Annotated in this window: 7 protein-coding genes; all 7 read left to right on the top strand. The window is 40.3% G+C overall.

Annotated elements, in window-relative coordinates:
* The first annotated feature begins 75 nt into the window (after positions 1-75).
* The 7 genes from BUB52_RS02430 to BUB52_RS02400 all read left to right on the top strand — a co-directional run bounded on the left by BUB52_RS02430 (position 76) and on the right by BUB52_RS02400 (position 13,814).
* Positions 76-2,919 (top strand): glycosyl hydrolase family 28-related protein, encoded by a 2,844-nt coding sequence (locus BUB52_RS02430; protein WP_009122371.1) that lies wholly within the window; start codon positions 76-78, stop codon positions 2,917-2,919.
* Between the two features lie 24 nt (positions 2,920-2,943).
* On the top strand, positions 2,944-4,611 hold the full coding sequence (locus BUB52_RS02425; RefSeq protein ID WP_009122370.1) for a putative Ig domain-containing protein: 1,668 nt from the start codon (positions 2,944-2,946) through the stop codon (positions 4,609-4,611).
* Positions 4,612-4,625: 14 nt separating this feature from the next.
* The gene (locus tag BUB52_RS02420; RefSeq protein ID WP_039950990.1) at positions 4,626-6,200 is read left to right on the top strand and encodes a DUF362 domain-containing protein; all 1,575 of its coding nucleotides are present in this window, start codon (positions 4,626-4,628) and stop codon (positions 6,198-6,200) included.
* A 164-nt stretch (positions 6,201-6,364) separates the two neighbouring features.
* A complete protein-coding gene (locus BUB52_RS02415; RefSeq protein ID WP_009122367.1) occupies positions 6,365-8,545 on the top strand; it encodes a DUF362 domain-containing protein in 2,181 nt (726 codons plus the stop codon).
* A gap of 29 nt (positions 8,546-8,574) precedes the next feature.
* Entirely contained in the window at positions 8,575-9,951 is a 1,377-nt protein-coding gene (locus BUB52_RS02410) for a glycoside hydrolase family 28 protein (RefSeq protein WP_022218856.1), read from the top strand.
* Between the two features lie 6 nt (positions 9,952-9,957).
* On the top strand, positions 9,958-11,847 hold the full coding sequence (locus tag BUB52_RS02405; protein ID WP_009122365.1) for a glycoside hydrolase family 97 protein: 1,890 nt from the start codon (positions 9,958-9,960) through the stop codon (positions 11,845-11,847).
* A 20-nt stretch (positions 11,848-11,867) separates the two neighbouring features.
* On the top strand, positions 11,868-13,814 hold the full coding sequence (locus BUB52_RS02400; RefSeq protein WP_039950988.1) for a glycoside hydrolase family 97 protein: 1,947 nt from the start codon (positions 11,868-11,870) through the stop codon (positions 13,812-13,814).
* Positions 13,815-13,821 lie beyond the last annotated feature (7 nt).

The raw sequence follows: 13,821 nt of genomic DNA, 5'->3' as shown, positions 1-13,821 counted from the left end.
CTTTGCAGAGAACTTCTTGTTTTTATTTGATTTTTAATCTTTTATATTTGCTCTGCAATTTGAATATTTTAAATTATGAAAAACATGGCAAAAGGATTGTGTACTTTCCTATCAAAAACATTTTGGTTGTCCTTACTTTTAGGGATTGTAAGTATCAATAGTCATGCGGAGGAATTATATCCTTGGCAATTGGCGGGAGATTCTTTATTATTGTTCAAAGGGACTACGTATCGTTATACAGTAGATACTCCTGAAAATCAAGGATTGGTTTCTACATTACCGACTGTAACGGAGTTGAAAAAACAATTAGCCGATTCCGGTGTAGGCACTTTTCGCTTATTGACAGCCAATGGACAAGAAAAGACAGAAGGCGTACCCGAAGGGGGGGATTATTTACTTGCTGCATCGTCTCGCAAACGTATGCCGATAGGTATCCGTAAGGGAGCGTTACCCCCTGTGTTAAAGTTAGATCGTACAGAAGCCACTATACGAACGGCAGGAAAAATATCTTTGGATTTTTATGCGGGACAACGTACTCCGATGTCTACAGTGACTATTCATATTCCGGCAGGAATTGATGTAACTTTGGATAATACTACGGTCAATGTAATAGGACGTGGTGAAGTTCTGTTACGTGACTTGCCCAAGCAATCTATAGGGCGTACTGGTACCAATTATTCTTATAATAAAGTTGGTGAGGTCGAAATTAGGAAAGATGGCAAGAACGGTACTCGATTAATCTTCAAGAAGTTGGATTTTCGTCCATCCAATGGACCGGATATCAGGCTTTGTATGAGCGGTGTAGCTTTACCATCAAAGGGCGTTTACACATTTGGCGCAGAATATACCACTTCAGAGCCTGAAGCCTTAAACAGCCCGGTCGCTACGGCAACTTTAAAAGGAGTAACTACAGTAGCTGATTTTACTCGAACTATATTGAGTGCTTTTACTTATAAAAAGGACTGGGATTTATCGTTTACCACATTCTATTGGACTGCTCCTAAAGATGCCCTGTCTGTAACGTTGCTGAAGTCGGAAGATATGGGAAAAAGCTGGGAGCCTGTTAATGTTTCGATACTTCCGGATGATGATTTTACCACTGCTTCTCGTTTGAAACCTAATCAACTGTATGCTTTTAAACTGAGAGTAAAAGGTGGTGATAATCACGGAGATTCTAATATCGCATGGTTTTATTCAGGCTTGTGGGATGTAAAGACATTAGGAGTGAAGGGCGATGCGGTAGCGGATGATACGGACGCTTTGAATCACGCTATTAGAAAGGTGAATGGTTTGGGCGGAGGTATTCTGTATTTTCCGGCTGGAACATATAATGTTCGTACCGTACATTTGTTGAGTAATGTGTGGCTGAATCTGAGTAGTAACGCTACTATTCAGGCTATGCTTGGGGGAGATGCTCCGGAGACGACTTGGTTCAGTGACCGTGCTTACCGTTCGGGATTATCTCCAACAGACCCTCGCCCGTATGCCGACCCTGAAAACTATTTGACGAAGCAAGATGTAGGGCATACTTTCTTCCGTAATGCCATGTTTTTTGGTGAACGTATAGACAATGTTAAGATTGTAGGTACAGGGCGTATCACAGGTAATGGTAATCTTGTTACTACCGACCGCGTAATGAATAATGTACCGGAAAAACGTTGTGATAAAATGTTCTCTTTGAAACTTTGTACCAATATTGAAATAGGCGGTTGGAATATAGATAAAGATATGTGGTACGATCCGCAGAAAGACGAACCTTATTATATTGAGAAGAACGGACAGAGAAACTATGATACCAGTAATATGTTGCACATAGATCAGGGAGGGCATTTTGTTTTATTGGCAACAGGCACTGATGGTATCCATGTACATGATACTTATTTTGCGAAACATCATCCGAAAAATGCTCGTGATATATATGATTTTATGGCGTGTAATGATGTGACGGCAACAAATATATATTCGCGCGTGAGTTCGGATGATATTATAAAACCCGGCTCGGATTGTTCGTTAGGCTTTACCCGGCCGGCACATAATTATATGGTGCGTAATATTGTGGGGGATACAAATTGCAATCTCTTTCAGATAGGTTCTGAGACCGCTGATGATATTCAGGATTTATATATAGATAATATTTATGTTTTGGGCGCTAACAAGGCAGGTTTTTCTATTTCGACAAATGATGGTGCTCATATTAAAAATGTATATTTGAATAGCGGTAAAACCGGTCCTATTCACTCCCGTTCAGTAATGCGTCGTACACGCGCTCCGTTCTTTATTTCTATATCTAATCGTGGAAGAGTACTTGGAGCGAATGTTGAACCGTTTACGTTTAAAGAAAATGGAGCGACCCGCAAGGAATTGTTGGTTACTAACTCTAATATCGGGCAAGTGGAAAATATAATTATAAAGGGAGTGGATATTGAAGAAGTATATGGCGGAAGCTCTTTCCGTGGAGATCGTTGGAAAGCATACGATGGTTCTCAGAATAAGGCAACACCTATCATTGCCGGTTTCAAGCTTCCTGATACGGAAAATGTGGATGGCGGTCTGACTTTCCGTTTGCCCAATGGGTTGCATACAGGATATATTGAGAATGTACAGTTTCATGATATAGATTTATTAGTGAAAGGCGGAAATCCAGTGGAGGATGCAGAGGCTTGTCCGCCTGAAATTGGAGTGGGACGTTATAATGTGGGGGATTTAAAGATTCAACCCGCCTTTGGTTTCTGGGCTCGTCACGTCAAGGGATTTATCTTGAATAACTGTAAGATAAATGCGGAAAGTAAAGACGGCCGTTATGCGGTAGTATTGGATGATGTGATTGGCGCTGAGATAAATAACTTGCAAGTGACAAAAGGTATTACAGATAAAGAAAATGTGAAGGCTATTCGTAGTCAAAATGTAGTTATAAAGTAGAACAATTAAGAATAATTAAGAACAATGAATAAACTAATAACCGGTATAGGGATACTATTCCTCAGTGGAATGGTATCTGCTTCTGCACAAATGCAGTATGTAGATAATGATGCATGTCAAGATGATTTGTCGCTGTCTACTCCTAAATTCACGAGAGAAGCATCTCCTTTGGATACTTTGAGAAAATATATTCTGACTCCCAAAGCTCCCGATACACCGCGTATTAACGGGGCTAAAGTCTTTGGTGTACGTCCCGGTTCTCAATTCCTTTATACTATCCCGGCTACGGGTATTCGCCCTATGACTTTTTCTGTAGAAAATTTACCAAAAGGTTTGAAGGTGAATACGGAAACAGGCCGAATTACAGGAAGTATTCAGAAGGCGGGAGAATATATTGTAACATTCATTGCTAAAAACTCTTTGGGAGAGGCAAAACGCAATTTTAAGATTGTTGTGGGGGATAAGATAGCTTTGACCCCGCCTATGGGTTGGAATAGCTGGAATTGTTGGGGGCATGCGGTGAGCCAGGAAAAGGTGCTTAGTTCAGCTAAAGCAATGGTAGAAAAAGGTTTAATTAATCATGGATGGCAGTATATTAATATTGATGACGGTTGGCAGGGACTTCGTGGTGGTAAGTACAATGGAGTGATGACTAACAGTAAATTCCCGGATATGAAAGGGCTTGCTGATGCCGTTCATGCTATGGGATTAAAGATTGGTATCTATTCCGGACCGTGGGTTGGTACGTATGCAGGACACATAGGCGCTTATTGTGATAACCCTGATGGCACTTATGATTGGGTGGAAAGGTACGCGAATGAGTATTATCGTTATGTAGACACCACTAAACAAACAAAACATGGAGTTAATTATCATCATGGTAAATATTCATTTGTAAAGAACGATGTCCGGCAATGGATGGAGTGGGGAATGGATTATTTGAAGTATGATTGGAATCCGAATGATGTCTATCATGTAACGGAGATGCACGATGCATTACGTTCACATAATCGTGATGTCGTATTCAGTCTGTCCAATAGTGCTCCTTGGGGAGATGCTATTCAATGGGAACGACTTGCTAATTGTTGGCGTACAACAGGAGATATAAAAGACACTTGGGAGAGCATGAGTCGTCTTGGATTTAATCAAACCAAATGGGCGCCTTTTGTTGGTCCGGGACATTGGATTGATCCGGATATGTTGGTGGTAGGTATGGTAGGTTGGGGACCTAAGCTTCATTATACCCGTTTGACACCCGATGAACAGTATACACATATCAGTTTATGGGCATTGTTATCTTCACCTTTGTTGATAGGATGTGATATGGCACAATTGGACGACTTTACATTGAGCCTGCTGACCAATGATGAAGTAATTGAAGTAAATCAGGATCCTATGGGAAAACAGGGGATCGTGATTGCTGAACAGGGAAATATTGTCACTTACGCAAAACCGTTGGAAGACGGTTCAATGGCTGTTGGTTTATTCAACCGGGGCAATACGATGGCTAAAGGAACTCTCACTTGGAAATCTGTAGGTATTCGTGGGGAACAAACGGTACGTGACCTTTGGCGGCAACAGGATATTGCAACATCTGATGTGGAGTTTGTAACAGATATAGCGCCCCATGGTGTACGTTTTATAAAATTGTATCCGGGGAATAGCCGAAAACAAGCTACTAGCGGTAGATGAAAAATAACGGAGTAATGAAACGAATTTATTTATATTTTAGAGAAAAGACGGAGAAGGGAGAATTTTCTTCAAAAAAGATGAGAATATTACTTCTTTGGGGATTGGGACTTTCGTCAACGCTTTGGTTCCTTATCAGGGTAATACCTAAACCGTCTCGTGCTTATTATCCTTGTATGCAGGCAGCGGCTCCAATGATGTCGGCGTTTGTTACTTATATGTTATCGTTTACCGCTACTTGGTGGAGCGGACGAAAGCTATTGGGAGCGGTTCGTCAGCAGAAAATCTTCGTTAGCGTATTTTTCTTTCTCTGTCTGTGCTTTTTTGGTACAATGACATTGGTGGAAAATAGTGCACAGTTATTGGCGCAGGCGGTTTTGCCTGTGCCAGAACCTCGTATGGCATGGGGGAAGAATAATCCGATAGGTAGTCCGAAAGGTATATACCCGGGACGTGTTGCATGGGTGCATGCTCCGGGGGCGGCAACTTGGAAGAAAGGTGAAGGATTCTGGTATGAAGACCGTTGGAATAATCAGGAAGACGCCGATTGGCTAATGAGTAATTCCATTCTGTCATTGACCGGAGAAACGAAAGAGAAAGCTGCGTGGAACGCACTTTTTATTTCGTTTAACCAGGAACATGGGAAAGGGAGGAAAGGATATGGGAAAGGAGAGAAAATTGCTATTAAAATAAATCAAAACAACTCTTTTTCGCATGAGGATTGTGAGCAACTGAATGCATCACCACATTTGACACTTGCTTTGTTGAGAAGCCTTGTTAATGAGGGTGGAATCCCCCAAGAACAGATAACAGTATTTGATGCCAGTCGTTTTATAACAGATGCATTGTTTAATAAATGCCATGCAGAATTTCCGGATGTAATCTATTTGGATAATGAAGGTGGAGCAGGGCGTACAAAATCGACTTATACAGCAGATGCTATTCCCTACTCGAAAGATAATGGTCGTTTGGCTCGTGGTCTGGCAAACTGTGTAATAGAGGCTGATTACCTTATTAATATGGCACTATTAAAAGGGCATGGCGGACAGGGGGTAACTCTTTGTGCCAAGAATTGGTATGGAGTAACGGATATAGATCGTAACTTCCGTAAGAACCAGCATAATAATTTCAATCAAGACCGTGGTGGGAAACCGCGTTATATGACATTTACAGATTTTATTGCCCATAAAGATTTGGGACAAAAAACTATGCTTTTCTTGATAGATGGATTGTATGGCTCTGAAAATGTCAATGGAGCTCCTTCCGGGAAATGGAAAATGCCCCCCTTTAATAATAATTGGCCTTGTTCGCTTTTTGCCTCTCAAGACCCGGTTGCCATTGATGCAGTCGGAATTGATTTTTTAAGTTCGGAATTCCCTCGCATGGCAGATGTAGACTATTGTGATATGTATTTGGTAGAGGCTGCAATGGCGGATTTGCCGTTGTCGAATACTTTTTATGATCCTGAACGTGATGGTACGGGAGTTAAAAGTCTTGGGGTTCTGGAACATTGGAATAATCCGATTGAAAAGAAATACAGTAGGAACCAAGGAAAGGATATTGGAATAGAACTGATTTATTTACATAAATGACATACTGTTTTGTTCTGTGAGACGATTCTTCAAGGATTTGAATAAAATCTTAAAATCGTCTCTTTTTTATATTCCTATTTTTGTATCAGGCTATTATGGACTCTTGTTTTTTTCATTATGGTTACAAATTGTCGGTGTAGTTATGAACATATAATCTATATAGTATGAAAAATAAAATAAAAAAATGGTTCTTCAAAACTTGTCCTAAAAGCGGACGTATTGTAGGCATTAACAAAAAGAATGTCGTGTTGAAGATATGTTTCCCTCTATTAGGATTGGCTGCTTTAGTTTGGTTTTTGATTCGGGTAGTACCGAAGCCAAGTCGTATGGAATATCCCTGCCAGCAGGTTGCAGCTCCGATAGCCCTTTCATTTGTCGCGTTTATCAGCAGTACTCTGGTAGGTGTGGGAACGTGGAAACGCGTCCGGAATTTATGGAATGCCCGGCGTGTAACTTTAGGTTTATCCGTATTGCTAATCGGTGTGCTTGCATCGGGGACCTTATATGTGATGTCTGTAGATAATTCTTTAATGGGACAGGTTATCCGTAAGCAAATAGATAACGGCACGGATATGGGACGTTTTATCCCTATTGATGCGCCGAACACTCCAATGGGAGTTGCTAAAGGTATTCATCCCGGACGAGTTGCTTGGGCTTATGATCCTAAAGCTGCTGCTTGGGATGGTAAACATGGCTTGTATTCGGATGCGGATAATAATAGTCAGACCCGGGTTAATGATATGTTAGAAGGAGTAATCATAGCGTTGACTAATCAAAAAACGATTGATAAAGCGTGGGATGAACTGTTTCGTCTTTTTAATTATAAGAAAGGTAAAGGAGCTGTCAGCTATAAAAAGGGTGAAAAAATCGCTATAAAGGTCAATTTGAATGATAATGGAGGATCAAACATTATAGATGCTACTCCGCAGTCGGTATATGCCTTGCTGCATCAGTTGATAGATATCATGCAAGTTCCTCAAAATAATATTACCGTTTATGATGCGCAGCGTCGTGGTATATCAGCTATTTATGATTATATGCAGCCGCTTTATCCGGAAGTAAACTATCAGAATTGGGGTGGATTCGTTCCGGATGTGGTCCATTATTCCAGTGAAATTACAGATAAGGGTTCTATGAGTTTGGCACGTGCGGCTTATGAAGCTGACTATATGATTAATATGGCTTTAATGAAACGGCATTCGGAACCTACGGATAAATGGCGTGATAGTGCAGGACAAACGGGTATCACGTCTACCGGTAAGAATCAGTTTGGCTCGTTAGAGAAAGTACCGCCTTTACATTTTAGTATCCGTGACTGGTCTTCTTTCCGAGGAATGGGGACATATAATTGTATTGTTGATTTAATGGCTCATGAACGTATTGGCGGTAATACTTTAGTCTATATCGTAGATGCTATGTATGTTAATCCGAAGCATAACGGTCATGCGGTGCGTTTTAAGCGTGCTCCATTTAATAATGGATGGACATCAAGCTTTTTAGCCTCTAATGATCAAGTTGCTATTGAATCGGTTGTACTTGATTTTATATATTCAGAACTGCCTTTGCCTGCCAATGCCGATAACTTCCTGCATGAAGCCGCTAATATCGGAAATCCACCTTCGGGTATTGCCTATGCGGGTAAAAAATTAGTGAGTTTAGGTGTGCACGAACATTGGAATAATCCGGAACAACGTATGTATAGCCGTAATTTGGGCACAGGTAAAGGGATCGAATTATATCGGGTACCTTTGGATGAGAATCGTGCTGCTATTGAATATTTTTATGCAGATGGAACGACTTTGCACTATAAAGTTTCTAATGCAGATGAGGTGAGATTAAACAATATGAAGTTGGATAATACGGAAGGACATTTATGTGTCGGTGTAGATAAGACGACTGACTATCGCCTTGAAGCAATAAAGCATGATAAAGTGGTGGCTACCCAGCGTTTGGTTTTGCGTAATCTGCAGCCGATAATAACCTGTCAAACCAAAGAAATGTTATTGAATGGTTCAGCTACTATCAATGAGGATGGGTCTGTAGAATTCAAAGGAGAAAAAGGCAGTTCTAACGGTTTTATAGCTTGGAAGGCTGAGATTCCATATACAGGCAAGTATTACCTGGATATCTCTTATGAAGGTGGAAATCCGGTTCCATCCTATCTTTATGCTAATGGAAAGTTGATAAGTGAAAATATAGGATATCTTGCCACAACCGGGAATAAACGTGGTAATTTTATATTTCCCATTGATTTAGAAAAGGGAGTAAATGAGTTGAGGTTGGAACATCCCGGACGTCGCAGTAATAAACTGTATACTATTACTATCGCTAAGGAGATAAATTGAAATAAACACAAGTAATACACACTAATATCATGAAAAGAAAAAATTATTTGGGATTATTGTTTTTGTTGTTGACATTATCTTTAACTATGCAAGCAGGAGAAACTTATAATGTGAAAAAGTATGGAGCCAAAGGAAATGGTAGAAAAATGGATTCTCCTGCTATTCAGAAAGCTATCGATGCTTGTCATAAAGCGGGTGGGGGAACCGTGATTGTGCCTGCAGGAACTTATCTCTCAGCTACTATTGTCTTAAAAGATAATGTAACTTTACGTTTGGAAAAGGATGCGCTTATTTTAGGAACCACGGACTACAAAGCATATGATAATTTAGATCCTTTTACCGAAGGCCTGGGTATTGATGTCGGTTGGGCTTTAATGGTTGCGGTAGATGCAAAAAATGTGACATTGGAAGGCGAAGGAACGATTGATGGGCAAGGTTCTGCTTTAAAAGCACGGCATATTAAGGAAGATACTCGCCCTGAAGGTCAACGTTGGGGGCTGCGTCCTTTTTTGCTCCGTTGGGTACGCTGTGAGAATGTGAAAGTAGAGGGAGTGACCTTGAAATATGCAGGTGCATGGACATCACATTATTTTCAGTGCCGCAATGTCAATATCAATAATATAACGATTCGAAGTTTTGGAGTGGCCCACAATGATGGTATCAATATTGATGGTTGTCAGCATGTACGTATTAGTAATTGTGATATTATCAGTGGTGATGATGCGCTTTGTTTTAAAACAACTTCCAGCAAAATGGGATGTGATGATATTATTATAACTAATATGAAGTTGAAGAGTAATCAGGCAGGTATCAAAATGGGAACAGAGTCCATGGCGGGATTTGAAAATATTAAAATAAGTAACTGCCATATTTATGATACCAAGAATGGTGGTATTAAACTTTTTTCTGTAGATGGGGCACGATTACGTAATGTGGAGATATCGGATATTACTATGGAAGAAGTACGTACTCCCATGATGTTTCGCTTGGGGGCTCGTTTAAGCGTTTTTCGTAAAAATGAAGATACACAGCAGCCTGTCGGTGTTTTTGAGAATGTTACTATCCGCAATGTGAAAGCTATTGCAGCAGATAATGCGCAGTTAAAACCACCTACCGGTATTCTTATTACCGGTATTCCCGGACATTATATTACTAATCTCACATTAGAGAATATCCATATTCGTTTATTGGGTACAGGTACTCCGGAGGATGCGTTGTCGGTAGTTCCCGAAGCGATTGATCAATATCCGGAAGTAAAAACTTTTGGTCCTAAAATACCGGCTTATGGTGTATGGGCACGTCATGTGAGAGGATTGAAGTTGAAAAATGTAACTTTTGAGCTAAAGAATCCGGATGCTCGTCCTGAGATTATTTGCGAAGACGGAGATATGCAAATTTATAAATAGTATGTTATGAAAAAAACTTTATGTATATTATTTCTAGGGTATTGTACTGTTGTAAATACCTATGCACAGACATTAGCTTCTGTGACAAGTCCTGACGGTTCTATTGTCCTGCAAATAAATGGAAAGGATAATAATTTGTCCTATAATGTGAAAAAAGGGGGTAATACAGTTTTGGTTGAAGCTCCTATTAGCATGACAATAGATCAAACAGAAATTTGTTGTGGCATTTCCGTTTTATCTTCAGATACTTATAAAACAGATGCGACTTATCCTATTAGAGGTTCTCATTCTTTAGCTATAGATAAAAGTAATGGGTTGTTACTTCGATTAAAGAATAGGCAGTTGAATACCGATTTTACTTTAGAGGCTCGTTCTTATAATGACGGTATTGCTTTCCGTATGATACTTCCAGGTAATAAAAACCAAGTAAGAATACCAGATGAGCATACTGTTTTTACTCTTCCAGCGAAGAGTCAGGTCTGGTATCATGATATGTATTGTCATTATGAAGGAATTCATCAAAAGAAAAACATTTCTGAAATAGTGAAAGGAGAATGGGCGGCTCCACCTATAACCGTACAATTACCGGATAACGGGGGGTATTTGTGCCTAACAGAGTCCGCTTTGATGAATTATGCCGGGATGTCATTACAGGCCAATGGTAAGAATGGTTTTGAGACTAAGTTGGGACATGCCCAGCCAGCAGGATATCCTTTTGCCCATGATTACAGCTTGGAAGAGGCCCGGCGTTTGTCAAATCCTGCTTCCATTACTGGTACAATTACGACTCCGTGGCGTACAGTGGTGATCGCTGATGATTTGAATGAGTTGGTGAATACTGATTTGATAACGAACCTTGCTCCAACGCCTGATAAGAATCTTTTTCCCAAAGGTATAAATACGGATTGGGTTAGGCCTGGACGTTCGGTATGGTGTTGGTTGGATGGTGGTGCACGTACACTGGAGAATATGAAAGAATTTTCCAGACTGGCAGGTGAATTGGGATATGAGTATAATACGGTTGATGCTTTTTGGTACCGTTGGACGGATGAGCAACTGAAAGATCTGGTAGACTATTCTGCGAAGTACGGTGTAAAAGTTTGGTTGTGGCGTCATGGACGAGATGTACGCGATCCGGAAAAACGTAAAGCTCTATTTGAAAGATGCCATCGTTTAGGCATAGTCGGATTAAAATTAGATGCATTTTCGCATGAATCAAAAGAATTTATAGACTTATATCAAGCATGTCTCAAAGAGGCTGCTGAGTATAAATTAATGCTTAATATTCATGGTAGTAATAAACCCGCAGGAGAGGTACGTAGTTGGCCTAATGAGATGAGTCGTGAAGGTATACGTGGACTTGAATACGGGAAGAAACAATATGAATGGTCTACACATAATACAACGTTACCGTTTACGCGGTTGGTAGTAGGAGCAGGTGATTATACTCCGGTCGTTTTTGGTGAACGTCGTTTAGAGACTTCCTGGACACATCAGATTGCGACTTCTTTAATTTTTAATTCTTCTGTTATCTTCTTTGGCTCTCATCCTCAAAAGATGTTGGAAAATCCGGCTGTAAAGGTAATAAAGGAGATACCGGCTACGTGGGATGAAACGATTGTTTTGCCATCCAGTAAGATAGGAGAAGTGGCGGCTTTTGCCCGTAGAAGTGGGAAGACTTGGTTCTTAGCTGTGTTGAATGGGCAAAAAGAATGTACTATACAATTTCCGTTGACCTTTTTGGATGATGGTTGGTATGAAGGAACAGTACTGAACGACAATCCATCAGATGCGGCAGCAATAGCTATGCAACGTGTCTTTTGCCGGAATTCAGATTCTCTGACAGGATATATGCGTACCGGTGGCGGGTATATCGTTATGTTTACACCTAAATGATAACACTTAAAATAAATATTATGAATAAATTTTGGAATGTAGCATTGCTGCTGTGTGCGGTATTGGTAACCGCTTGTACGACTCCTGAGTCTTGGGAGTTGAAATCGAAAGATAATAATGTTCGTTTTGTCTTAGAAAATAAAATTACAGATGGAGTGACGGACTTGACTTATTCTGTGTATTATAAAGATACAATAGCTATTGAGAGGTCTCTTTTAGGCTTAATAATGGATTCGTTGGAATATGGTAAAAATGCAAAATTTGTGTCTGCAGCCCCTGTGAAAGATATTGTAGAAGCTTATCAATTAAAATCGGGAAAGCAGATTAAGACCATTGATGATTGTCGTGAGCAGGTTTTTACGTTTAGTTCTTCAGAAGGGAATAATTTTGATTTGATAGTACGTGTTTATAATAACGGTATAGCTTTTCGTTATGGTTTATCTGGCTTGGACAAGGAACTCCATACAATTCAGGCGGAACATACGGAATTTGCGGTACCTGTCAATGGTAAGGCTTGGATACATCCTTATGATTGGAATGAACGTAAAAAGCCTAGTTACGAGCAATATTGCAGCAATGCTATTGAGATTCGTTCAGAATGCGAACATGGCAGAGGTTGGGCTTTCCCAATGTTATTTCAGACTAATGGTTTATGGATGATGATTACTGAAGCGCATTTGGACGGAACTTATCCTGCTACACATATTGACAATTCCGGTATAAACGGAGCATATAAAATTCGCTTTCCAGAATTGGATGAACCTATCGTTCCGGATGCGGTAGAACCGGTTTCAAAGTTATCTTGGTATACTCCGTGGCGTGCTGTTATAGTTGGTAACGATTTAAATACTATTTTCCAAAATCAGATGGTGTCTCATCTGAATCCACCGTCTGTCATTGAGGATGAGTCATGGATAAAAGCGGGACGTTCATGTTGGAGCTGGTGGTATAAAGGTGCCACTGTGCTTGATTATAAAGAACAATTGAAATATGTAGACCTTAGTGTTGAAATGGGATGGGAATATATTTTGATTGATGCCGGTTGGCAACGTATGGCAAATGGTGGAACAATGGAAGATGTTGTGAAATATGCTCAGCCGAAAGGTATAGGAGTATGGTTGTGGTATCATTCCGGTGCAGGACGTGAAAACGATACGGTTGCAGCCCGTCGTATTATGTCTGATCCTGAACTGCGTCGTGCAGAGATGAAACGTATTAGCGAAATCGGGGTGAAGGGTATCAAAGTTGACTTCTTTGATTCTGATAAACAACGAATCATTCAGCTTTATCCGGCTATTTTAAAGGATGCGGCAGATAACCATTTATTGGTAGATTTACATGGCGCTACTTTACCACGTGGCTTTGAACGTACATATCCTAATATGATGACAACAGAAGCTATTCGGGGAGCGGAAACTTTGGGAAGACAGCAACGTTGTGATAAGGCTGCCGAACATAACGCAACTGTTCCGTTTACCCGTAATGTTGTAGGTTCAATGGATTATACTCCGGTAACATTTTCCAATAAAATACGCCAAGGGGTAGAGGCTATACGTCAAACTACCGTAGCCCATCAATTGGCTTTGGCAGTGGTGTTTGAATCTGGTTTTCAATGTTTTGCCGATAGAGCAGAGGCCTATCTTTCCTTACCGGAACAGCCGAAACAATTCCTGAAAGAAGTATCGGCAGCTTGGGATGAAAGTTGTCTGTTGGCGGGTTATCCCTCTGATTATGCCGTGATTGCACGTCGTTCGGGAGATGTATGGTTTATAGGGGGAATTAGTGGTAAGGCTGAAAAACGTGAAATAGAATTCACACTACCTACAGCATGTAAAGGAAAGTCGTTTACTATGATAACGGATGGTAAAGATAAAGATTGCTTTGATTATATGCCTATAAAAGATACAGACGGGAAGATTAAAATAAAACTTTTACCGAATGGTGGATTTGCCGGTATCATTCGATAACAATAAA

This window comes from Bacteroides clarus YIT 12056, assembly GCF_900129655.1.
GTDB classification, from domain to species: Bacteria; Bacteroidota; Bacteroidia; order Bacteroidales; family Bacteroidaceae; genus Bacteroides; species Bacteroides clarus.
Note: the sequence above shows the minus strand (reverse complement) of the source record. Positions and strands in the feature narration are given on the sequence as shown.

What these genes read in the sequence shown, in the direction of transcription:
- BUB52_RS02400 (WP_039950988.1), top strand. Translation starts at nt 11,868, where the DNA reads ATGAATAAATTTTGGAATGTAGCATTGCTGCTGTGTGCGGTATTGGTA.
- BUB52_RS02430 (WP_009122371.1), top strand. Translation starts at nt 76, where the DNA reads ATGAAAAACATGGCAAAAGGATTGTGTACTTTCCTATCAAAAACATTT.
- BUB52_RS02415 (WP_009122367.1), top strand. Translation starts at nt 6,365, where the DNA reads ATGAAAAATAAAATAAAAAAATGGTTCTTCAAAACTTGTCCTAAAAGC.
- BUB52_RS02410 (WP_022218856.1), top strand. Translation starts at nt 8,575, where the DNA reads ATGAAAAGAAAAAATTATTTGGGATTATTGTTTTTGTTGTTGACATTA.
- BUB52_RS02405 (WP_009122365.1), top strand. Translation starts at nt 9,958, where the DNA reads ATGAAAAAAACTTTATGTATATTATTTCTAGGGTATTGTACTGTTGTA.
- BUB52_RS02425 (WP_009122370.1), top strand. Translation starts at nt 2,944, where the DNA reads ATGAATAAACTAATAACCGGTATAGGGATACTATTCCTCAGTGGAATG.
- BUB52_RS02420 (WP_039950990.1), top strand. Translation starts at nt 4,626, where the DNA reads ATGAAACGAATTTATTTATATTTTAGAGAAAAGACGGAGAAGGGAGAA.